Here is a 23264-nt window from a genome sequence, read left to right on the forward strand (position 1 = left end):
GCACATGCGCCGCCAGGATCACAACGAATGCGAATACCGACCACAGTTGCGCGCTGCTCCTCGCCCACATCTCGCGCTTCCCGAGTAGTGCCAGGGCGAGCAGAACAGTGACGACCATCGCCGGTCGAAGTGCTCCGAGGCCAGGGATCGTGTCCTGCGGTCGCCCGTAGTCAATGAACAGATACGCCAGGACCAGAATGAACAGCGTCTTGGCCGGGTGGGGTGCTTCCCCGCCTGTCAGAAACCCGTTCGGCGCCTCTTCGCAGTGTCGCGCCGGAAGATCCCCGGACTGCAAGTCGAATTGAGCCCTTCGAGCGATGTCGTCAGTAGTCAGCATCTTCTTGCCTGCTCGGGTTGGGATTCCGGTCCGCGACCGGGGTTGGGCGACATCACGCCACTATCCTACCGAAGCGCGACCTGCTTTCCTCATGTGTGCATAGAGCATGGCTTGCCGCCGGCCAGGGGCGTTGTCCGGTCGCGGCCCGACTGATAGAATCACGCACGGCAGTGGGACAGCAGCCACTAGTGTCCCGTCATCGTCGAGTGACAGCGCTGTAACCCCTTGACGATGAACGAGATGTTCGCCGATTACGACCGCAACGATATCTTTCGCGGATCGCAGATTTCGGCCGAGAACCGCCCGTTCGAGCCCTCGGGGCAGAATGCTCCATGCTGCCAGGCCGAACGATCTTCGCGGAGTTGATGACCCATCTGTCACCACGGAAGTTTCAGACGTGCGTCGACCGGTATCACGGCGACTACAAGGCCTCGCGCTTCTCGTGTTGGAACCAGTTCTTATGCATGGCCTTCGCGCAACTCACGTATCGCGAGAGTCTTCGCGACATCGAAGCGTGCCTGCGCGCCGTGCAACCCAAGCTGTATCACGTCGGCATTCGGGCGCGGGTCGCGCGATCGACGCTCGCCCGCGCGAACGAGACACGCGACTGGCGCATCTATGCCGACTTCACGCAGGGACTGATCCGCACGGCGCGGGATCTCTACGTGAACGAACCGCTCTCGATGGACTTGGCCGATACCGTCTATGCACTCGACGCCACGACAATCGACTTGTGCCTCTCCGTGTTTCCCTGGGCCCACTATCGCCGCCGCGACGCCGCCATCAAGTTGCACACGTTGCTCGACCTGCGCGGCGCGATTCCCACGGTGGTGCAGATTACCCCGGGAAAATGCCCCGATGTGAAAGCCCTCGACACCCTCGTCCTCGAAGCCGGCGCGATCTATCTGATGGATCGTGGCTACGTCGATTTCGCGCGCCTCTCCCGCTTCGTCGAGGAAGCCGCGTTCTTCGTGACGCGCTCCAAGACGGCCATCCGGTTCATCCGGCATTCGTCGAGACCGGTCGACTTCACGACGGGGCTCCTCTCGGATCACGTGGTCGTCCTCGCGACAAAGGAGAGCCGCCGGCACTATCCGCACCCACTGCGCCGCGTGCGCTATCTGGATCCCGAGACGGAGAAGCGCCTGGTGTTTCTCACGAACAACTTCGCGCTGCCCGCGATCACGATCGCACAACTCTACAAAGCGCGGTGGCAAGTCGAACTCTTCTTCAAGTGGATCAAGCAGCACCTGCGAATCAAGGCGTTCTACGGCACGAGTGAGAACGCGGTGAAGACCCAGATATGGATTGCCCTCTCGGTCTATGTGCTGGTCGCCATCGTCAAGAAACGTCTGGCGCTCGACGTCAGTCTCTACAAACTTCTCCAAATCCTGAGCGTCACGCTATTCGAGAAAACGCCCATTTCAATGGCTGTATTCGACGTCGGTTCCCAGATTGATGAAGTCGCCGACTGTAACCAATTGCCACTCTTCGACTTATAACGGGACAGCAGTGGACAGCAGCACATCCCCTCATGAATCAAGACAGGATCCGATTGCTTCAGGTAACCCACGATCTGGAGATCGGCGGGCTCCAGCGTGTTGTCGCGACACTGTGCCGGGCGGTCGACCAAACGAGGTTCGACGTTCGAGTCCTGTGCCTGAGGGCTCTTGGCCCGTTCACCGCGAACATCGAACAACTGGGCATCCCGGTGACCCTGATTCCTCAGACCGGGAAGACGGACTACCTGTCGTTCCTGAAGGTCGCCCGAATTCTGCGGTCGGAGCGCATCGACGTCATCCACACGCATAACACGCAGCCATTCATCGACGGAACGCTCGCCGCGCTGCTGAGCGGTGTCCGGACTATCGTCCACACGGATCATGCGCGGGACTTTCCCGACAAGCGGCGCTACATGGTGGCCGAGAGAGTGATGGCGACGTTCGCCTACCGTGTGGTCGGAGTTTCGGAACACACCTCCGCGAACCTCCAAAGATACGAGAGGATCCCTGGGCGCAAGATCGAGACGATTCCAAACGGCATCGACGGCTCGGTGTTCGACATCCCGGTCGATCGCGAGGCCAAGCGCCGGAAGCTTGGGATTCCGGACGACGCGGTGGTCCTCGGCATTGGCGTTCGCCTCACGGATCAGAAGGGCATCACCTACCTGCTCAAGGCCCTCCCGAAAGTCGTCGCACGCTTCCCGCGCGTCGTCCTGGTGGTCGCCGGGGAAGGCCCGCTGGAGGAGGACCTGCGGGTGGAGGCAGAACATCTGGAACTGGCCGGGCACGTGAAGTTCGTTGGTCCGCGGACAGACATGCCCGAGCTGCTGAAGGTCTTCGACCTCTATGTCCTGCCGTCACTCTGGGAGGGGCTCCCGATGGTGCTGCTCGAAGCCATGGCAGCCGGGTGCCCGATTGTCGCGACGAATGTTGGCGGGGTTTCATCGGCGATCGAAACCGGTGTGAACGGCATGCTCGTGCCGCCGAGCGACCCGGAGGGCCTCGCGGACGCCATCACCACCTTGTTGGGCGACCAGAGCCTGCGTCGTCGATTCGCTGAAAATGCCAGGCAGGTGTTTGAGATGCGCTTCAGTGCGGAGACGATGACGCGCCGATACGAGCGCCTCTACCTGAGGCAAGGTTGAACGCCGGCCCGGCTATCGGGAGGCTGGCGCGAAGGAGAGGACCGCGGTACCGACCGAGTCGAACCGGAGATCGGACAGCAGGCGACGCAGACGGGACTCGGTCTGGTCCAGATGCCGGTAATGGCGGAGCCGGCTCAGCACCGAAGCGTTGAGCCGTGGCTGGCTGGGGTCGAGTTCCCACGGGTGGAGATAGAAGATCGCGGACTTCCCTTCCACGACGTTCAGACGGCGGATTCCAAAGCGCGTCCACCGGTAGGGCAGCAGCCGGAAGTACCCGCCGCCGCCGATCGGAAGGTTCTGGCCCGCCAGGCGAATCGTCGACGCGGGCACCTCGATCAGTCCGGGGCGCACCATGTACGGATGCCTGGGCGCCTCAGGGATCCCGTAGCGGTCGTGGCGGATCGGAAAGATGCTGGCGTCCCAGGTGTAGCCCTCCTCGATGAGGATGTCCAGAGCCCAGAGGGAACGCCTCGTGATCGAAAAGCTCGGCGCACGGTAGCCGACGACCGCCGCCCCCGTCACATCCTCGAGCAGCCGCTTTCCCTTCCTCACATCATCCCGGAACTGCTCGGGCGTCTGATCGTAGACGAGACGGTGACCGTAGCCATGCGACGCGATCTCGTGCCCCGCGCTCGCGATTCGGCGAACCAGGCCCGGACGTCGCTCCGCCTCCCACCCGAGGACGAAGAACGTGGCGTGGACGCCGAACTCGGCGAAGATCCCGAGCAGGCGGTCGGTGTTGGCCTCCACCCGGCTCTCGTAGGTGTCCCAGCGAGAGCGGTCCACGACCGACTCGAACGCGGAGACCTGGTAGTAGTCTTCGACGTCCACGGTCATGGCATTCACAATGGAAGTCACGACCCTCGCCTCATGAGCACGGTCTTGATCGTCTCGAGGATGATGTACGCGTCGAGCGCCAGCGACAGGTTCTTGATGTAGAAAAGATCGTACTGGAGCTTCTCCATCGAGTCCTCGACGCTCGCGCCGTAGGCGTAGCGCACCTGCGCCCAGCCGGTGACACCTGGCCGCAGCACGTGGCGCTGGCCGTAGAACGGAATCTGCTTGGTCAGGTCCTGCACGAACTCGGGGCGCTCGGGGCGCGGGCCGACGAAGCTCATGTCGCCGACGAGCACGTTCCACAACTGCGGCAGCTCGTCGATCCGGCTGCGCCGCAGGAACCGCCCAACCCTCGTCACGCGCGGGTCGTGGCCGGCCTTCGCCCACACAGCTCCGGTCGCGGCCTCGGCGTCCGCCCGCATCGACCGGAACTTGTGAACCCTGAAGTCGCGCCCCTGCAAACCCACCCGCACTTGGTGGTACAGCACGGAACCGGGCGACGTCAGCTTGATGGCCAACGCCATCAGCAGCATGACCGGCATCGCCACCAGCAGGCCGACCGTTGCCGCCACCACGTCCACCGCCCGCTTCGCCGCCGTCAGGGACGGCGTCTTGCGGAAGCCCTCAGAGAAAATCAACCAGCTCGGGCGCAGGTTCTCGACGGCGATCTTGCCCGTGTATTCCTCGTAGACGGTCGCCAGGTGATCGAACTGCACGCCCGACAGCTTCATGTCGAGCAGCTTGTCCATCGGCAGCTTGCCGCGCGCATCCGCAAGGCTCACGACGACCCGGTCCACGTCCGCGTCGCGGACGATCCGCGGGATGTCGTCGATCGTGCCCACGATGCCCGGGCTGACGAGCGGGGCTTCCCCGCCCAGGCCGTCAGGGTCGACGAAGCCGACGATCTCCACCCCCAGTTCCTGCCGGCGATCGTGAAGCTCCAACGCGAGGCCCACGGCCGCCACGCCGGTGCCGACGAGCAGCAGCCGCTCGGCGGGACGCGCCCGCTTGGCCAGCCACTCGAACGCCATCCGCCAGCCGATGATGATGGCGACGGCAAACGCCGCGGCGATGAAGAACACGCCCCGGCCGAGGACGAGCTCGGGGAACACGTAGTAGAGGACGGCCAGGATCAGCGACGCGGCCCCGAGCGACTGCAGCGCCCGGACGAAGAGCTCGCGCCGATCGGCGACGATCCGCAGGTCGTAGAGGTCGGAGTAGTACAGGCACAACTGGCAGACCGCGGCCACGAGCGCGGCCTTCCACCAGCCGGCCTCGTTCTCCATCAGGGCCCACGCTGAGGGCCCCAGCCGCAGCCACGCCGCCAGGACCACCGCCCCGATGACGAGCGCGCTCTCCGCGCCGATCAGCAGGAACAGGCGCCACGAGACGCGGTGCTTGAAGATCTTCGCCAGACGCCCCTACTCTCTCTTGCCGTAGCCGCCGTAGTAGTTGTAGTACTCGTAGCCGCCGGTGCCGGCCAGGTCTTCGGCGCGGTTCAGGACGATGCCGAGGATCCTGTCGCGGCCGATCGCCTCCACGGCGCGCTGAACGAGCTGGTACGGGGTTCGGGCGGCATGGATCACGAGCAGCGTCCCATCGGCCATCGCGGCCAGGAGCTTCGCGTCGGGCAGCAGGCCGACCGGCGGCGTGTCCACGACCACCCAGTCGAACCGCGCGATCGCCTCGTCGATCACCCGCCGCATCCGGCCCGACGTCAGGCCGCTCATCGGGTCGGGATCGGGCCGGCCGGCGGTCAGGAGCGTCAGGCGCGGCGACACCTGCACGAGCGCGAGTTTCTGGTCGGCCTCCGCGCGCAGGCCGTCGCTGAGGCCGGCCACGTTCGGCACCTGGAAGGTCTCGTGAAGCGTCGGCCGTCGCAGGTCCGCGTCGATCAAGAGCACGGATCGGCGATACGACTCGCTGAAGGTCAACGCCAGGTTCGTCGCCGTGAGCGTCTTCCCCTCGCCCGGCAGCGCGCTCGTGACCATCACCACCTTCACGTTGCGCTCGAGTTGCAGGTGGTGGAGCGTGCCCGCCAGCTTGCGGTATTGCTCGACGAACGCAGGGCGGATGTCGGGCGTCGCCACGACCTTCTCGACGACGGACGGATTGACGGCGTGGAACAGGGCGAGCCCTGACGTGGCCTCGTCGGTCGCGGCAGCGGCCGGCGTCGAAGCCGGAGCCGGTGACCCGGGCGGGGGCAACTCGGCGGCAACCGTCGCCTCGCCCGGAGTGCCGGGAGGGCCGGCGGGCGCAGGAGCGGCACCCTCGAACGTCCAGGGGTCCTGAAAGGCCTCACCGGGCGCCTGTTCGCCCGCCTTCGCGGCCTGGGCCCGCTTCAGCGCTTCCTCGATACGACTCATCGCTCAACACCAGTCGGTAATGGCCGGCCCGGCGGCCGGCGCCACGTGCATCAAAAGAACCCGAACCGCTTCTTCTTCGTGTAGTGATTGAACAGCCCGCGATCCCGCATGCGGTGAGGAGACTCGGACCGCGTCTCCCGCGCGGGCTTGGCATCGGGAGTGGGAGCGGAAGACGCAGGGGTGGGCGTCAGGGGCGCGGGCGCTTCCGAACCGAGCACCTGATCGGCCGGCGGAGCGGGCAGTGTCCGCGACGCGGCAGGACGGCCCGCTGGTTTCGCCGCGTCGGCCGTCGACGGGGAGCCGAGCGCCGCCACCTTCCGGGGCGGCAGGCGGAAATCGCGGCACACCTCGAGCACGATGTGCGATCCGACCGGCTTCACACCCTGCGCGAACCCGGAGAGCAGCGTGTTGTCGCAGATCACGCTGATGGTCCTCGGGATGCCGCGCGACCGCTCGTAGATCAAGTGCACGGCCTCGCGGCTGAAGATCCGCGGGCTGTCGCCGCCGGCAATCACGATCCGGCCCGCGATGTAGGCGGCGGTCTCGCCGAGGTCGAGCGGCATCAGGTCGCAGCGGAGCGCCACGCGCTGCTTCAACTGCCGCAATTCCTCCTGCTCCAGCCGCACGGCCAGCTCGGGCTGGCCGGCGAGCACCACGGGCAGCAGCTTGTCGGTGGCGGTCTCGAAGTTGGCGAGCAGGCGCACTTCCTCCAGCAGCTCGTGCGGCAGGCTCTGTGCCTCGTCCAGAACCAGCGCCGTCAGGCCGCCGGCCTCGTGCCGCTCGAGCACGCTGTCCTCGAGCTCGGCCAGGAACCGCGCCTTCGATGTCGCCGCCCGCTCGCTCAGGCCGAACTTCGGCGCCAGGAACTCGTAGAACTCGTCCCGCGTCAGCACGGGGTTGTTCATGTACACGCACCGCACGGACGGCCCCCCCACCGCCGCGAGCGCCGCGCGGATGATCGTCGTCTTGCCCGTGCCGGCCTCACCGACGAGAACCGTCATCCCCTTCCGGCCGGTGATCCCGTAGTGCAGGTTGCTCAACGCCTCACGGTGCCCTGGAGTGAGGAAGAGAAACCGCGGGTTCGGCGTCAGGTCGAACGGGCGTTCACGGAGGCCGTAGAAGGATTCGTACATCACAGTTGCGTTGTCAGCACGAACCACACGGCGCCGGCGGCCACGCCGAGCACGACAACCGCGGTGACGGACCCGACGATCAGCGCCCGACGGCGCTGGTGGCGACGCTCCTCCCTGCTCAGCATCAGGGGAATCACGGCCATCACGGGCAGCGCCAGCAGCCGCACGACCTCGTCGTCTGTCCGGAAACTGTTGTCACGGTATTCGAGCAGCGCCACGAGACCGAGGCCGAGGCCGAGGCCGGCCACGGCGCCCATCAGGTCGATCATCGGCCGGTTCGGGCTGATCGGCTTCTCGGGCAGGCGCGCCGGGTCGATCGTGCTGAACTGCTCGCCGATGGCGCGCTCCTCGAGGGCGGCGGCCACCTTCGAATCCTCCTGCTTGGCCAGCAGGCTGTCGTAGTTCTTGCGCAGCGTGTCGTAGTCGCGCATCAGGCTCGTCAGTTCCGACTCGCGGCCGGCCGTGGACTCGACGCGCGCCTGGTAGGTGACCAACACGCCTCGCAAGCGCTTTTCCTCCCCCAGCTTGGTCGCGATCTGGCGGTCGAGCATCTCCATCTCGGTCTGCGCAGCCTTCAGGCGCCCCACGCGGTTGGCCTCCTCGGGGCTGGCTGGCCTCGCGTCGACGCCCGGCGACAGCGGCTGCTGCAGCGCCTCGGCCTGCAGCTTGGCTTGAAGATCGCGGACTGTCCGCTTCATCCCGCGCACGTCGGGGTGATCGTCCTTGAGGCGGAGCTGCAGCAACTGCAGCTGCGCCTTGGCCGCCTCGAGCTGCGCGGCGGTGTTGCCGCCAGACACCTTCGTCGGATCGTCACCCGACACCACGACGGTGGGCGCGATCTGCTGCGAGTGCGACAGCTCGGCGATGGCCTTCTCGAGCAGGAAGCGGCGGTCCTTGTCCTGGTTCATCGACTGCTGGATCGCCTGGAGCTGCATCTGCGTGTTGTTGAGGATCTGCAGGTTCCCGGCAATCTCGCTGGGCAGCTCGCCCGAGTGCTTCTGCTTGTACTCGGCCAGGCGCCGCTCGTGCTCCTCGAGACGGCGGCGGGCGTCGGCAAGCTGCGTCCCCAGGAAGTTCGTCGTGTTCTGGGCCAGCAGGTTGCGGTCGCTCGTGCTCTCCTCGACGAACCAGCCCGACAACCGGTCCACGACGCGCATCGCCATCCGCGGGTCGCGGTTGACGTAGCTCACCCGGAACGCCTCGCCCTTGTTCGTGATGGTGATCGTGATGTCGTTGCGCATCCTCTCGACGACATCCTCCATCAGGCCCAGCCGGCGCTCGCGCGGGTAGAGGTTGAACTCCAGGATCGCGCGCTCGAGCGAGGTGCGGCTCAGCACCTTCTGGTTCATCGACGCCAGCCGGTCCTCGATCTTGGTCGTCACGGTGGACTTCACGTAGCTGTCCGGCACCCGCTGCGGCACGACGGCGATGAGCGTCTCGGAGCGATAGACATCGGGCAGACGCCACGCGACCGCCGCGGTCCCGGCCGAGACGACGAGGAACGGAAGGACGATCAGCCACTTCCGGCGCCACGCGAGCTGGAGGATGTCCTCGGGAGTGTATTTCTTGCCAGGAAGCACAGGGACCTCACTTCACCATCTGTCAGGCGGGAAGGGGGAAAGGCCGCCTATCTGAGGAGCGGCGCCCAGAGGTTCAGGCCGACCTTTACGCTCTGACGATCCATGCTCCGGCTCATCCCGAACGGCAACTGCACGCTCGGGTCGAACCGGTAGTGATAGTAATCGTACTCCGTGAACACCGCGATCGAGCGCGACAAGGCCACCTGGTAGCTGGCGACGCCGCTTGCCGTCGTGTAGGGCCTCGCGTTGATGGTGATGCCCATCTGGCCGTTCGTGTACGCGGCCGAGAAGTTGAGGCGCGAGCGCGATCCCAGGAACCCGGTGGCGATCGCGGACACCGAATCGGCGAAGAACGGATCGGGGAAGCCCTCGACGAACTGGAGGCCGCGCTGGTAATTGGCCCGCGCACTCCAACTGCGGCGGATCTGCCAGGTCAGAAATGCGCTGCCAGTCGCGGTGTAATGCGTCCGTCGGTACAGGTCGGCCGCCGACGCGGTACTGCCAGGCGTCGTGGACGCCGCGTCGAGAGGGTCGAAGCTCCGGTAGACCGACGACCCCGTCTTGAAACCGATGGTCGCCTTGCGCGAGCGCGACAGCGGGCGGCTGTAGTCGAGGCCGATGTCGAGGTCGTGCGAGTCCACCGGGCGGTTCACGGCCACGTAGCCGAGGGTGGCGCGTCGGAAATGGTAGCCCAGGCGAATGCTCGACCGCGGGCTGGTGCGGTAGCTGAATCCCGCGCCGGCCGCGTAATTGGTGTAGGGCCGAGCCTGGGCCTGGTAGTCGGTGTAGCTGAAGTTGTAGTCGGCGGTCAGCGACGAGCGCGGCGTCAGCCGGTGGTCGAGCGCTGCGGACGAAGACGCCATGACGGCGGTCTGGCTCACCAGCGGACGCTGCGGATCGATCGGCGCCACCTCCCCGGGCTGGCGCGTCGTCAGGCCCGGGAAGAGGCCGAACGCAAAGTACGGCGTGTAGCTGCCGCTCTCGGTCGCGCGGAGCGTGGTGCGGCGACCCAGGTTCGCGGTGAAGCCGACGCTCGCGAAGTAGGAGAAGCCGTTCAGTTCCTTGATCGTCGGGTAGTAGCGATACGTCGTGCCCGCCGACATGTCCACGCTGCCCTTCCCCACCTTCTTCGTGTAGTCGAGCGAGAGATTGCCGCTGCCGTACGCCCCGCTCTTCAGGTAGCGGGGGTCGGTCGTGACACTCTGGCCGCGCTCGGCGAAGACGTTGTCGTCGTAGGCGCCGGAGAGCGACACGCTCAGATCGAACTGCTGCGTGCTCGTCGGGTCGGCCGCGTTGCCCCCGAAGAGGCCCCGATACGGACGGTCGGGACGGGGACGCTGGGCGAATACCGGCAGAGACACGAATAGCGAGAGGACGAGGATGAGGGCTGGTCGGCGAAGGTGGAGAAGTGCCAGGTACAAGGTGCTATGTGCTGAGTGCTCCTTCATCCTTCCTCCTTCCTTTTTCATCCTTCATCCTTCATCCTTCATCCTTCCTCCTTATCTATGGAACTATGACCGTGTCGCCCGGCTTCAGCTCGATGTTCTGCTTCAGGTTCTTGCGCCTGGTCACGTCCTTGTAGTTGAACGCGAAGCTCAGCTGCCGGCCGTTCTCGGTCCGCATGATGGTGATGTTCTTCTGGTCGGCGAACTCGGTGAGGCCGCCGGCCATCGCGATCAACTGCAGGACGCTCGTGGCGGCGGTCAGCGGATACGGGCCCGGCTTGGCCACGCTGCCGGTAATGAACACCTTGCGGCTGTTGATCTGCTTGATGTTGATCGTGACGTTCGGGTCCTCGAAGAACTTCTTCGCCGCTTCGTTCACCTTGTCGCGAAGCTGCTCGGGCGTCAGGCCGGCGGCCTGGACGTCGTTCAGGAGCGGCAGCGAGATCATCCCGTCGGGCCGGACGATGACCTCGGCCGACACGTCCTTCTCTCGCCAATAGAGGACCTGCAGGATGTCATCGGGGCCAATCACGTAGCCGGGCGGCGGCGGCACGACGGGGGCGCGAACGATGGGCGTCGGCGCGACGGACGGCTTGGCCGGTGTCTTGGCGTCCTTCTTGGGGTCGGGCTTCCTGGTGTCCTGCTTCTTCGGGTCCTGCTTGGCGGGCACCTGCGGCTTGACTTGCGGCGCGACAGGCGGCGCGGTTTGCGGCGGGGTGGACTGCGCCTGGGCCGCCATCGGCCCGGAACTGGCCGCAAGGACGAAGGCGGCGATGACGAGCACGCAAAACGTTCGCTTCATGGCTGGTCGGTCCTCAACGCTTGTCCCCGGCCTGACACGCTTCCGCCCCGTGACTTACAGCCCGGCAGCCGGACTGTGAGCCCAACCCTGACGATACACCACCGGCACCGGGACGCACCGTGTGCGCCTGCGCGCACGCCGCTACTTCGAGTAATCGGCTCCAACCAGCCTAAACTGTAGCGGAAGCAGGCTCCTACCGGTACTCCTTGAACGGCAACTGGCAGTCGTGCTTGCGGAGGAAATTGAGGAATTTCTTGTAGTCGCGGGTGTCCATGTTGAACAGCCGCGTGACGATTTTGTAATTGCCGCGCGCCTCTTCCAGCCCCTTGCGCACCAGGTCGCGCACGTTCGAGCGGGTGATCTCGCGCTGCATGTAGAGCGGGTACACGGACATCCAGAACGACTCGCGGCCTTCCACCAGGCGCTTGTACAAGTCGTCGGCAACGGTCCGGCGCCGTTCCCGCTTCGGCCGGATCATCACGTTGTGCTGCGTGCGGATCTCGATCGGCAGATCCTCGGCGGTGATCGTCTCGTTCTGCCCCGTCACGACCAGGCGCTCGATGACGTTCTCCAGCTCGCGGACGTTGCCCGGCCACTGGTAGTCGAGCAGCGCGGCCATCGCGTCGGGAGCCAGCGTCTTGGCCGGGTACAAGCCGCTCCGCGTGAAGTGCTGGAGGAAGTGCTCGGCGAGCTGCGGGATGTCGCCCTTGCGGTCGCGCAGCGGCGGCACGTGCAGGTGGATGACGTTCAGCCGGTAATAGAGGTCCTCGCGGAACGTGCCCTGCTGGATCATCTCCGGCAGGACGCGGTTGGTCGCGGCAATCACGCGCACGTCGACGACGCCGGCGGTGCGGTCCGCGCCGACCTTCTGCAGCTCGCCGGTTTCGAGGAACCGCAGCAGGAGCCCCTGCATCCGCAGGGTCATCTCGCCAATCTCGTCGAGGAACACCGTGCCGGTGTCCGCCATCTCGAGCTTGCCCTGCTTGTCGCGGTAGGCGCCGGTGAAACTGCCCTTCACGTGGCCGAAGAGTTCGGACTCGAGCAGGGTCTCGGGCAGCCCGGCGCAGTTCACCGGGACGAAGGGCCGCGCGGCGCGAGGGCTGGCTGCGTGAATGGCCACCGCGACCAGTTCCTTGCCGGTGCCACTCTCGCCGGTGACCAGGACCTTGGCGTCCGATCGCGCGATCCGCTCGATCTCTGCCTTCAGGTCGAGGACCGGAAGACTCGTGCCAAGGAGCTGTGCGTGACCGTTGCTTCTCATTGCGCTACCTGGCCGACGTTGATCTGACGGGTTCGTGCGACGAAACCCGCTGCCCCGACATCGGGGGCGTCGGCCCATTCATCTGGGTGTGGAGGGCGAACGCGCCGCGAGGCACTACTGCACCTCGCCGCTGAACAAGTGCTCCATGCTCCGGCGGGCGGTACTGTCGAGCGCCGTGAAGGCGGCCCCCATGCGATACCGCCCGGAACCATTGGCATCGGCACCGGCGTCTGCGACGCGGCGGACCTCTACCTCGACAGTGAACGGCTCGGCGCCGAGCGTGGTGTGCAGGCGCGCCCGCTGACCCACGGTCATGGGCTGGGTGGACGAGATGAGCACGCCACCCGCGCTGATGTCCACCAGCCGCACCGTCAACGACAGCGGCAACCCGATCCGATGGTCGTTCGAGAACGAGATTCGGGGTGCCCGTCGCCGCTCGAGGAAGGCCTCAGCCATGTGTTTACGCCTCCGAACGCGCCGCCGGGTCGCAGAGACCGGCAGCCACGATCCTATCAATCTGCTCGAGCGCCGATGCGCCAGGATCGATGAACTCGAACCCAACCAGATAGCGTTCGCCGTCGGTCGACTCCATCGGAGTCACGTGACGCACCCGCACCTGGAGCTGGTTGACCTTTTCCTCGAACATCAACCGGACCGCGTGCACGGCCTCGAGCTTCAGCGGGAGCCGCGATTCGACCAGCGCGCCGCCGGTCCCGAGATTCCTCAGAGGCAGCAACTCCACCGCGTCGAGCGAGCCCCAGAGCTGTCCGATGATCTCGAACCGCAGGTCTCCTCGCCGATCGCCCAGTCGCTCCTTGTACGGCATCCGCGTCATCTCCCTCGCGCTTCGACTCGCCATGACCGCCACGATCTCTGCCCCAATCCCTTTTCGGCTCGGACCTAGCTGAAGAGCAGGCCCGCCTCGCGGCGAGCGCGCGCTACGAGCGCCACGGGCGACCCGCCGACGCCGGCCGGATAGAGCGCGTGCCCGACGACCACCGGTGGAACGCGCCGTTGGCGGGCGAGCGCGTCGAGCCGCTGACGGACGCGCACGGCGGCAATCGCCACGCCTTCCGCACTCGTCCGAACGAGCACCGCCGCGATCTCCCCCGTGCTCAACTGGCCCAGCAGATCCGACGACCGCAACTCACCGCGCACGGTCTGGATGATCACCGACATCACACGGGGGTCGGGGATCTTCGCCCCGGGCACGCTCGCGACCAGCACGCCCCCGCTCAGGCTCAGACGCGTGGCGCGCGACAGCTCTTCCTTCATCGCCTCCTCGAAGGGCGGCGATGCGGGCGCCTGCTGCACGCGCGGGTCGGCGCCGCGCTGCGAGGCGCCGACCGACAGGCCCGACAGCCACGTGCGCAACACCTCGGCACCCACGCGCGCCGTGCGCGCCCGGCCCAGCGAGAACGGCCGGTCGGGAGAGGCCAGCAACTCAATCACCGCGGTGGCCTCATTGCCAAGGCCGAAGCCGAACACCATCCGATCCATGTGGAACTCGGCGGCGCCCGGATCGATCGACGGAATGGGTTCGGTCGCCCAGGCTTCGCCACCGGTCGAGTACAGCGTGACGGGACGCTCCATCTGGCGGCGCACGACCACCCGCGCGCCAGCCGCGTCCATGACCGCGACGTACTCGCCGATCACCGCCCGAACGCACGCCTGGAAGTTCCCGCGCATGGCGGTCATGCGGGCAGCCAGGCGGGCCTCGATCTCCTGAGCCCGATGCGCCTCGAGCTGGTCGAGCACGGTGCCCGCGGACCGACAGACGAGGATTAGCGTCGACTCGATCTCCCGCTCGATGACGCCGGTCACCGCAATCAACCGCCGGACCTGGTCGCCGGACACGATCGGCAGCAGCAGCAGCTCGCCCTGCTCCGATTGCCAGCCGAGCTGCTCGAGTTCCGCGATGGCCGAGATGTGGGTAGGCCCGTCCGCCGAGAGGAGGGGAAGGACGTCGAGCTCGTGCGGCGCGTTCGTCATGTCGGCGCCAGGCAGCCACGCCTCGAGCACGAACCGTCCGTTCAACTCGCGGCGGTACGCGCGGGCGTCGAGGTCATACCACACGGCGGCGGCCTGAATGAGCGCCTCGACCAGCTCCTGCTCGCTTGCGCTCTCGCGCATGTGCGCGAGGAAGCGCATCACGGCGGACAGCCGGCCGGGACGATCGCCTTCGTCGTTCTCTCTCACCCTTCGTCTCTCTGTCTCACTGTACGAGCCGGTTCCGAGGGCAGACAGACAAAATCCTACACCACCGGCCTCAACGCTGCAAAGAGACGGCCACGACCGGCCGCCTTTCACCGACTCGACGCGTCTGAAATAAGTCATTTGTAACCATCTACTTACGGAATCAAGGCGGGGTCTGTCACAATGATGAGCCTGAGCAAAGTCCACCATTGAGCAGACAAAAGTCGTCACTGGACCGCCGGCCACGACTCGACGGCCGCGCCTTGACACGCCCGTCAGAACCGACTGATGATGGCCGCGAGGAGACCCGATGACGCGTCGTACCCTGGTTGTCCTGATCGCCATCCTGCTGGTGGTCATTCCTCTGTCCGCCGCTCCCCCCACCCCGCGTCCCATTCCCAAGCTGGTCGTCATCCTCGTCGTCGATCAGATGCGCGCGGACTACATCGAGAAATTCGGCCAGCACTGGACCGGCGGCCTGCGCCGCCTGCTGGACGAGGGCGCGTGGTTTCGCGAGGCCGCATACCCCTACATGACGACGGTCACCTGCGTCGGCCACAGCACCATCGTCACCGGCAGCTTCCCGAACACGCACGGCATCGTGTCGAACCAGTGGTGGGACCGGGCGACGGGCAAGCCGGTCAACTGCGTCGCCGATGCCGCGGAAACGCTCGTGAGCTACGGGGCACCCGCCAAAGGCGGCACGAGCACGCGGAATCTGCTGGTGCCGGCACTGCCGGACGAACTGCGCGTCCAACTGCCCGTTCCGCCGCGCATCGTCTCGATGTCGGTCAAGGACTACACGGCGACGACGATGGCGGGTCGCCGCGCGGACGTCGCGGTCTGGTTCAACGCCGCCGCCCGGTCGCTCGCCTCCTCGTCTTTCTTCGGCGCCGCGCCGGTGCCGTTTGTCGCCGAGTTCGTGAAGGCGCACCCGGTCGAAGCGGAGTTCGGCAAGGCGTGGCGCAAGCTCCTCCCCGACTCCGATTACCTCTATGCCGACGACGCGCCGGGCGAGAACCCACCGGCCGGCAACGCCAGCACCTTTCCGCACGTGCTGCGCGGGGCGGGCGACACGATCGACGCCGACTTCTACACGGCGTGGGTGGAGAGCCCGTTCTCGGACGTCTTCCTGGGGCAACTGGCGGAGACGTCGATCGACAGGCTGAAACTCGGCCGGGGCCGCGGCACCGACTACCTGGCCGTGAGCTTCTCGGCGCTCGACTTCGTGGGCCATCGGTACGGGCCGCGCAGCCACGAGGTGCAGGACGTCCTCGCACGGCTGGACCAGACGATCTGGTCGCTCCTCGCCCACCTGGACCGCTCGGTCGGCCGCGCCAACTACGTGCTCGCGCTGACGGCCGACCACGGCGTCGCACCCATCCCCGAACAGATCGCGGCGGCGGGACTGAGCGCGGGGCGCATCCCGACAGCCGACCTCGTGGCGCGGGTCGAACGGGCGCTCGAACCGATGCTCGGCGCCGGCAAGCACGTCGCGCACATGGTCTACAACGATCTGTACTTCGAGCCGGGAGTGTTCGAGAGGCTGCAGGCGAATCCCGCGGCGATGCGCGCGGCGATGGACGCCGTGCGATCGATGCCGGGTGTGGCGCGGGTCTTCCGGTCGGACGAATTGGATCATCCCTTCGCGAGCGCCGAGGACCGGATCGAGCGTGCGGCGCTTGCGACGTTCCTCCCGGGGCGCAGCGGCGACTTCATCATCGTGCCGCAGCCGTACTGGATCGTCGGGGCCGGTTCGAAGGGAACGACGCATGGGACGCCGTACGGGTACGACCTGCGCGTTCCGCTGTTCCTGCTGGGAAAGGGGATCAGGAAGGGACAATTCCTCACGCCGGCGGCGCCCGTGGACATCGCGCCCACGCTCGCCTTCCTGTGCGGCATCACGCTGCCGGCTGCCGACGGGCGCGTGCTCGGCGAGGCCCTGCTGCCTGTGCCCGCCCCGGGCCAGGCCCCTTCGGCCCCGAGGAAGCAATGAGACCCAGACGGCTCGAGCCCTGCAACCTGCTGGCCCGCTCGAACGCCGCATCAACCTCGACCCGACGCTCCTCGTGGGCAACGAGCAGCATCTCCTGCACGCGGCGGGTGACCTCTTCAATCTGACGGCCGATCGACTGAAGGCGGCCGTACGGATCCGGATTCGGCACGTCGGCGCCGAGCAGTCCCTGCACCAGTCGGTCGTAAGTGGCGAGCAGGTGCATCATCCGGCCGCCCACGTCTCGGACTTCTGCCAGCATCTCGTGCGGCAGACAGGGTTGAGCTTCAACCTCCGTGACGTTCACCAGTGGCATGCTCGGTGTCTCCATGTCCAGGGCTGTTCGTGGGAGTGCCAGAGTGTGCAAGCTCAGGCGACGGCCTGCCTTGGGGGAGGCGCCGATGGCGGACCAGGTAGCAAATGCCACGCCGTCGTCGAGGATCGAGCTTTTCCGCGCATTGTGCGGAATTGACACACCAGCCGGCCGTTGCACCCGTCCGATCTGCGCCCTTCAGGGTGCAGAATCTACATGCGGACGATGAAATCGTTGATAATGAGGCCGATTCTTCAATGTCAGGGACAGGCTCCATGTCCGGAACCAAGACACGCGGCGCCAGCAGCAGCGCCGGCGAGCGGCCGTCGCGATTCTCGGACCGTGTGCTGGCTTCGGTCCGGAGGATTCCGCCCGGCCGGGTGGCCAGCTACGGCGACGTGGCGGCGATGGCGGGACGACCGCGCGCCTGTCGGGCTGTCGGAAATATCATGCGCACGTGTCGGGACGCGAACGTGCCCTGCCACCGGGTCGTCTCGGCTGACGGCGGCCTCGGAGGCTATGGAGGCCAGACCGAGCTGAAGCGTTCCCTGCTTCGCGCCGAAGGGCTGGTCGTGGTCGGCCGACGGATTCGCCGATTCCGCGAGGTTCGGTGGATTCCTGGTGCCCGGCGAACCCGGCCGGCACCGTAGTCGTATTGACGGTAGACGGACGAAACCGAATGCCGACAACGAGTACCCTTCGATTCGGTCGTGTTACATGTCTCGCCGCCGGGTCCGATGCAGTGCTGCAACGGTCCACAGGTTGCCGGCCTGTGCAACACGCGTGAGTTCAGGGTTTACCGACGGGCAACGCGCAATGGTCATGGCGCCGTCTAATGGTATGAGCGAGGCAGGGACCGGAGACCGGGAGTTGGCGGCCCGATGCCTGGCCGGTGACCGGGACGCGTTCGAGGGCCTCTACAGGCAGCACGCCTCCCGGCTCTACAATCTGTCCTATCGGATGGCGGGCAGCGCCGAGGCGGACGACCTCCTTCAGGAGATCTTCCTCCAGGCCTTCCGCAAGCTCGGGACGTACAAGGGCGAGGCTTCGATCGGCACGTGGCTGTATCGTCTCGCCGTCAATCTCTGCCTCGACCATCTGCGGAGCCGTCAGGGGCGGATGGCCGGCGCGACGGATTCGCTGGACGAAGAGGGAGCCGCGCCGGTGGTGGACCCCGGTCGTCCGGTGGAAGCGAACATCGCGAGGCTCGATCTCGAGAAAGCCATGGAGCTGCTGCCGCCGAGTTACAAGGCGGCGTTCGTGCTCCACGATGTCGAGGGGTACCAGCACGACGAGATCGCCCGGATGCTGGGAATTGCCGAGGGCAGCTCGAAGTCGCTGCTCCACAAGGCGCGGTTGAAAATGCGCGTGGCGTTGCAGAAGTGAGCCTGCTCGTGTCCTGCACTGAATATCATCAAGCGTTGTCCGATCTGATCGACGGGAGCCTCGAGGGAGACGCCCGGACGCGCGTCGAATCGCACGTTCGCGACTGCGCCGACTGCCGCCAACTGCTGGCCGATCTCAGGCACATCCGCGAGTCGGCCCGGGCGCTGCCGCGCGTCGATCTGCCCGAGTTCCTGTGGCACCGGGTCGGTGATGCCGTGGAGCGTGAAGGGCGTGCCGCGGCGCACGGAGCGCCAGCGCCGGGCCGTTCTCGGTGGACGCTTCCTGTCTGGTGGCCGGCGTGGGGCACGCTTGCCGCCGCGGCGACACTCGTCCTCGCGGCCTCGCTCGCCGGCTACTTCGCGATGCGCCCCCAACAGAAGGCCGAGCCGGCAGCGCACGTTACGGCCACCGACACCGTCCAATCCGTTGAGTCGGAACTGGATGCCGCGGACAAGCACTACGAGAAGGCGATTGCGGCGCTCGAGCTGGTGGCAAAGGACGGACGGTCCGCACTCGACCCGAAGACCGAAGCGGTCGTCCGGAAGAGCCTGGGTGTCATCGACCAGGCCATCCTGGAGAGCCGCGCGGCCCTGAAAGCGCAGCCCACGAGCGAGGTCGCGCAGGCCACGTTGTTCGAGGCGCTGCAGCGGAAGGTCGGCCTGCTGCGCGACACCATCGCCCTCGTGAACGAGATGCGGAAGGGCAACCAGACCGGCGCGGCAACGATCGTGGGCAGTCTCGGCAAGTCATGAGTGGCCGGCGCCGGCGCGGTGTGCCGGGGTTCAACGGATTGGTATCGCAGGGGGTTCTTATGCATCGCTCATTCATCGGTGTGGCAGCCGTCGTGTCGATGGTCGCCCTCCCGCTTCCGCTCCACGCGGGCGTCGCCGGGGCGACGGACCATTCGAGGTGGAACGCGCGCAGCTGGCGTGCGAGCTACGAGGCGCGGATGGGCCCCCAGCAGATCGAGAAGACGAGCAAGACGTTCCGCATCGGCGCGAACGGCACGCTCGACATCGGCAACGTCTCGGGGGACATGGTCATCACCGAGGCCGCGGGCGATACGATCACGATCGACGCGACGAAGAAGACCCGGGACAGCGACGCGAGGGACGAGTTCGCCCGCACCACCGTGACGATGGTCGAGCGGGCGGGGCGCGTCGAGGTGAGAACGACCTACACGGGCCGCAACAACCACGCGTCGGTGGACTACCGGGTGACCGCGCCTCCGGGCACGGCGGTCATCGCGCACTCGGTGTCGGGCGACATCAGGATCAGCGGTATTCGCGGCGAGCTGCGGCTGGAAAGTGTCAGCGGCGACGTGTCGGCGACCGGCGCGCTCGGCGCGTCGCTCATCAAGTCCGTGTCGGGCGAGGTGACGTTGAGCGGCGTGTCCACGCAGGCCGAGTTGACCGCCTCGAGCATCAGCGGCAACGTCACGGTCACCGGTGCGAAGGTGCGCAGCCTGGACGCGGACACGGTGAGTGGCGAGCTGAAGTTGACCGACGTCTCGTGCGATCGCGCGACCGTGAAGTCGATCAGCGGCGACGTCGATTTCTCGGGGACGTTGGCCAGGAACGGGCGCTACGAGATGCAGTCGCACTCCGGCGAGATTCGGCTGATGCTCGCCGGCGACCCGGGATTCGAACTCAACGCGCAGACCTTCAGCGGCAACGTGCGGTCGGACCTGCCCGTGACGCTGCGGGCTGGTGAGTCCATCGGCGGCCGGCACAAGGGCCTGCGCGGCATCCACGGCGACGGCAGCGCGCAGCTCATCCTGCACGCCTTCAGCGGGGACATCACGATCAGCAGGAAGTAGGCGGGAAGGCGGGGACCGGCAGTGTGCTCCCCGGCGCCGGTCCGCCTCTGCGGCCTTCGCCATCGGTCAGACCGCGCCGGCCACCGCGAGCCGCTCGGCGCGCGGGGAAACCAGCGCGCCAGCGATTTGTCGGCGGAAGCGCGGGGCCCCACTTCGTCACCCCACGCGGATTTCTGGCGCTTTCGCGCTGGTTTCCAACCTATCGCCCCCGCGACGCCTCGACGGCTCGCTGCGCCCGGCGCGGTCTGACCGATGGCGAGGTGAACGCTCACACGGCCGCCCGTCTGCGCTATCGTCCTCACGTAGCACTTCTACAGCGCCATCACATCGAACTGCTCGTGGTGCAGCAGCGCATCGGGGCGCAGCGTCACCTCGCGCTTCAGGGCCTGTCTCAGGTCGAGCAGGACGCCGTTCTCTTCTTCGCGCAGCGCCCGTGCAATCTCCGGGTTCACGCGCAGCACGAGGCCGGGGCCGTCGAGCTCCGGTCCGATCTTCCGCACCTGCTCGAGGATCTCGTAGCAGATCGTCGAGCTCGACTTGATGGTGCCGGTGCCGGAACAGTAAGGACACGGTTCGGTCAGCACGCGTTCGAGGCTCTGCTTCACCCGCTTCCGCGTGATGATGATCAACCCGAAATCCGACACGGCGAGCGCTTTCGACGGCGACCGATCCTTCTTCAGCTCCAGCTCGACCGCCTGCAGCACCTTCTGACGGTTCTTCTTCTCCTCCATGTCGATGAAGTCGAGGACGATGATCCCCCCGAGGTCGCGCAGGCGAACCTGCCGCACGATCTCCTTCACCGCTTCGAGGTTGGTCTTGACGATCGTGTCTTCCAGCCGGCCGTTCTTCTTGCCGACGTAGCGTCCCGTGTTCACGTCGATCGCCACCAGCGCCTCGGTCTGGTTGACGACGATGTAGCCGCCCGACTTCAGCCAGACCTTGCTCTTCAGCGCCTTGTCCACCTCGGACTGGACGCCGTATTCCTCGAAGATGGGAAACGGCTTGTCGTAGAGCTTCACGCGCGACGAGATCGCCGGCATCACGCGGTCCACCATCTCGCGGACGCGCTGGTACTCCTGGCGGTCGTCGATGCGGATGGCCGAGAACTCCTCGGTGAGCAGGTCGCGGAGCAGCTTGGTCACGAGGCCCTGCTCGCGGTAGATGACCGCGGGCGCGCGGACCGACTCGGACCGCTGCCGCACGTCGTTCCAGATCCGCTGGAAGTAGGTGAGGTCGTCGATGAGGTCTTCGGGCGGGCGGGCGGCGGTGGCCGTGCGGATGATGACGCCGCCGATGAAGCCCTGCTGCTCGCGGAACTCGCGGACGATGCCCCGCAGGCGGGCCCGTTCGTCGCGCGACTCGATCTTGCGGGACACGCCGACGTGGTCGACGGTCGGCATGAACACGAGGAACCGCCCCGCCATCGTGACGTGGCACGTCAGCCGGGCTCCCTTCGTGCCGAGGGGCTCCTTGGCCACCTGGACGATGACCTCCTGGCCTTCGCGCAGGAGATCCTCGATCTTCGCGCTGCTTCCGGCTTCGCGTTCCCGGCGGCCCTCGTCCTCGGACTCCTCGTCGTCACCAGATTCGAGGCGGTCGAACTCCTCCATCGTGTTGACGACGTCGGTGACGTAGAGGAAGCCGTCGCGCTCGAGACCGATATCCACGAACGCGGACTGCATCCCCGGGAGGACCTTGGACACGCGCCCCTTGTAGACGTTGCCCACCACCCCGCGCTGACGTTCGCGCTCGATGAAGATCTCGGTCACCAGGTCGTCCTCGAGAATCGCCACCATGGTCTGGTGGCCGTTCGAGGAGACGATCATCTCCTTGTTCATGCAACTCGCTCCACGAGTGGGCCGTCACGATCAGGCGCCAGAAGGCGAGAAGCACAAGCAAAGCCGAACGTGACGGCGCCGCCAGCCAGGCGGCGTCGGTCCGGGCTTCGAGCTCGCAGATTCCCGCAGCGCGTGATCCCGACATCCCCAAATCCCCCGGCGGACACCTTGTCCGCCTGCTGTGTGTCTTATCGGCCCCAATCCGTCAATTGGTGAACCGGCGCATCCTCACGTTGAGGATGAGGCCAAAGCCGGCCAGTGTCGCAATCACCGACGACCCCCCTGAACTCATCAGCGGGAGTGTCAGTCCCTTCACCGGGGCGAGGCCTGCCGACATGGTGATGTTGTAGATCACCTGGAAGGCGAACGCCCCCAGTACGCCGATGACGACGAAGGCGCCAAGCCGATCCTTGGCCAGCCGCGCCGTCTCCAGCGCCCGGACAATCACGAACAGGTACAGGCCGAGCGCGACGATGACGCCGACCAGTCCCTGCTCTTCCGCGAACACCGAGAACACGAAGTCGTTCCAGGCCACCGGCAGGAACCGCAACTGGCCCTGCGTGCCCTTCATGAACCCCTTGCCCCACACTCCGCCGGACCCCACGCTGATCCGGGCCTGGATCTGCTGGTAGCCGGCCCCGCGGGCGTCGAGCTCCGGGTCGATGAACGTCGAGATGCGGCTCTTCTGATAGTCCTTCAGCGCGTAGCGCCAGGCCACCGGCGCCGCGACGATGGCCACGAGCAGGAGGATGCCCAACAGGCGCATGCGCATCCCGGCGAGGTAGGCAATCGCCAGGAAGATGGCGAGAAGCGTGACCGCCGTGCCCAGGTCGGGCTCTCTTGCGATCAGCAGGAAGGGGATGAGGGTCAGCACCGCGCCGACCGCCAGATCGGGCACCGACGGGTTGCCGCGCCGGCTGTCGTCGAAGAACTTGGCCAGCGTCAGCGCCACGCAGATCTTGGCGAATTCGGACGGTTGGAGATTGAAGAGCGGGAGCGGGAGCCAGCGGCGTGCGCCGCCCCCGGTCGTCCCGACGAACAGGACGGCCAAGAGCAGCACGACCACCAGCAGGTAGAACACGAGGGAGTTCTCGGCCAGCGACCGGTAGTCCACGGCAAGGCACACGACGAAGGCGAGCAGGCCGAGGGCGATCGCGTAGAGCTGCCTGATGTACAGGTTCGCGTTCGGCCCGCCGTGGGTCGTGCTGTAGATCATGACGACGCCCATGCCGCAGAGGGCCACGAGCGCCGCGATCGTCAGCCAGTCGATGTGGTGGAACAACCGGCGTTCGAACATCGGACGTTATCTTC

The 23264-nt window shown here is 66.6% G+C and carries 21 protein-coding genes; 7 read left to right on the forward strand and 14 right to left on the reverse strand.

Annotated elements, in window-relative coordinates; all coding sequences use genetic code 11:
- Positions 1-337 (reverse strand): hypothetical protein (locus VGK32_19105; protein HEY3383877.1); only part of this gene is annotated, 337 nt, incomplete at its 3' end.
- Positions 338-669: 332 nt separating this feature from the next.
- Here VGK32_19105 and VGK32_19110 point away from each other — a divergent pair.
- Both VGK32_19110 and VGK32_19115 read left to right on the forward strand, forming a co-directional pair.
- A complete protein-coding gene (locus tag VGK32_19110) occupies positions 670-1839 on the forward strand; it encodes an IS4 family transposase (GenBank protein HEY3383878.1) in 1170 nt (389 codons plus the stop codon).
- A gap of 32 nt (positions 1840-1871) precedes the next feature.
- Complete coding sequence (locus VGK32_19115) at positions 1872-2984, forward strand: glycosyltransferase (protein HEY3383879.1); 1113 nt, start codon at positions 1872-1874, stop codon at positions 2982-2984.
- Between the two features lie 12 nt (positions 2985-2996).
- On the opposite strand, the gene VGK32_19120 is transcribed toward VGK32_19115, so the two are convergent.
- The 11 genes from VGK32_19120 to VGK32_19170 form a co-directional block, all read right to left on the reverse strand.
- Positions 2997-3842 (reverse strand): XrtA system polysaccharide deacetylase, encoded by an 846-nt coding sequence (locus tag VGK32_19120; GenBank protein ID HEY3383880.1) that lies wholly within the window; start codon positions 3840-3842, stop codon positions 2997-2999.
- Positions 3839-5236, reverse strand: a complete 1398-nt coding sequence (locus VGK32_19125) for a TIGR03013 family XrtA/PEP-CTERM system glycosyltransferase (protein HEY3383881.1) — start codon at positions 5234-5236, stop codon at positions 3839-3841. Before VGK32_19125 ends, VGK32_19120 begins: the two co-directional genes overlap by 4 nt.
- Before the next feature lie 6 nt (positions 5237-5242).
- Positions 5243-6187, reverse strand: coding sequence for a CpsD/CapB family tyrosine-protein kinase (locus tag VGK32_19130; GenBank protein ID HEY3383882.1), 945 nt, complete (start codon positions 6185-6187; stop codon positions 5243-5245).
- Between the two features lie 50 nt (positions 6188-6237).
- Positions 6238-7320 (reverse strand): AAA family ATPase, encoded by a 1083-nt coding sequence (locus VGK32_19135; protein HEY3383883.1) that lies wholly within the window; start codon positions 7318-7320, stop codon positions 6238-6240.
- On the reverse strand, positions 7320-8900 hold the full coding sequence (locus tag VGK32_19140) for an XrtA system polysaccharide chain length determinant (GenBank protein HEY3383884.1): 1581 nt from the start codon (positions 8898-8900) through the stop codon (positions 7320-7322). The genes VGK32_19135 and VGK32_19140 overlap by 1 nt, the downstream gene beginning before the upstream one ends.
- A 47-nt stretch (positions 8901-8947) precedes the next feature.
- Positions 8948-10348 carry a hypothetical protein gene (locus VGK32_19145; GenBank protein ID HEY3383885.1) on the reverse strand — a complete coding sequence of 467 codons (1401 nt, stop codon included), beginning with the start codon at positions 10346-10348 and terminating at the stop codon, positions 8948-8950.
- A gap of 55 nt (positions 10349-10403) precedes the next feature.
- Positions 10404-11147, reverse strand: coding sequence for a polysaccharide biosynthesis/export family protein (locus VGK32_19150; protein ID HEY3383886.1), 744 nt, complete (start codon positions 11145-11147; stop codon positions 10404-10406).
- 193 nt (positions 11148-11340) lie between these two features.
- Positions 11341-12408: a sigma 54-interacting transcriptional regulator gene (locus tag VGK32_19155; GenBank protein HEY3383887.1), complete on the reverse strand. Its 1068-nt coding sequence runs from the start codon at positions 12406-12408 to the stop codon at positions 11341-11343.
- A 114-nt stretch (positions 12409-12522) separates the two neighbouring features.
- On the reverse strand, positions 12523-12864 hold the full coding sequence (locus tag VGK32_19160; GenBank protein HEY3383888.1) for a PilZ domain-containing protein: 342 nt from the start codon (positions 12862-12864) through the stop codon (positions 12523-12525).
- A gap of 4 nt (positions 12865-12868) precedes the next feature.
- Positions 12869-13267, reverse strand: coding sequence for a hypothetical protein (locus VGK32_19165; GenBank protein HEY3383889.1), 399 nt, complete (start codon positions 13265-13267; stop codon positions 12869-12871).
- Positions 13268-13308: 41 nt separating this feature from the next.
- Complete coding sequence (locus VGK32_19170; protein HEY3383890.1) at positions 13309-14607, reverse strand: hypothetical protein; 1299 nt, start codon at positions 14605-14607, stop codon at positions 13309-13311.
- A gap of 307 nt (positions 14608-14914) precedes the next feature.
- On the opposite strand from VGK32_19170, the gene VGK32_19175 reads away from it, so the two are divergent.
- The 5 genes from VGK32_19175 to VGK32_19195 all read left to right on the forward strand — a co-directional run bounded on the left by VGK32_19175 (position 14915) and on the right by VGK32_19195 (position 20115).
- On the forward strand, positions 14915-16600 hold the full coding sequence (locus VGK32_19175) for an alkaline phosphatase family protein (GenBank protein HEY3383891.1): 1686 nt from the start codon (positions 14915-14917) through the stop codon (positions 16598-16600).
- 585 nt (positions 16601-17185) lie between these two features.
- Complete coding sequence (locus VGK32_19180; GenBank protein HEY3383892.1) at positions 17186-17560, forward strand: MGMT family protein; 375 nt, start codon at positions 17186-17188, stop codon at positions 17558-17560.
- Between the two features lie 190 nt (positions 17561-17750).
- A complete protein-coding gene (locus VGK32_19185; protein ID HEY3383893.1) occupies positions 17751-18296 on the forward strand; it encodes an RNA polymerase sigma factor in 546 nt (181 codons plus the stop codon).
- Positions 18297-18304: 8 nt separating this feature from the next.
- On the forward strand, positions 18305-19048 hold the full coding sequence (locus tag VGK32_19190; protein ID HEY3383894.1) for a zf-HC2 domain-containing protein: 744 nt from the start codon (positions 18305-18307) through the stop codon (positions 19046-19048).
- A 59-nt stretch (positions 19049-19107) separates the two neighbouring features.
- Positions 19108-20115, forward strand: a complete 1008-nt coding sequence (locus VGK32_19195) for a DUF4097 family beta strand repeat-containing protein (GenBank protein HEY3383895.1) — start codon at positions 19108-19110, stop codon at positions 20113-20115.
- 311 nt (positions 20116-20426) lie between these two features.
- Here VGK32_19195 and VGK32_19200 read toward each other — a convergent pair whose 3' ends face one another.
- Together VGK32_19200 and rodA are read right to left on the reverse strand one after the other, a co-directional pair.
- Complete coding sequence (locus VGK32_19200; GenBank protein ID HEY3383896.1) at positions 20427-21953, reverse strand: Rne/Rng family ribonuclease; 1527 nt, start codon at positions 21951-21953, stop codon at positions 20427-20429.
- 205 nt (positions 21954-22158) lie between these two features.
- A complete protein-coding gene (gene rodA, locus VGK32_19205; GenBank protein HEY3383897.1) occupies positions 22159-23250 on the reverse strand; it encodes a rod shape-determining protein RodA in 1092 nt (363 codons plus the stop codon).
- Positions 23251-23264 lie beyond the last annotated feature (14 nt).

The sequence above is a fragment of the Vicinamibacterales bacterium genome (assembly GCA_036504215.1).
In the GTDB taxonomy this organism is placed as follows: domain Bacteria; phylum Acidobacteriota; class Vicinamibacteria; order Vicinamibacterales; family Fen-181; genus FEN-299.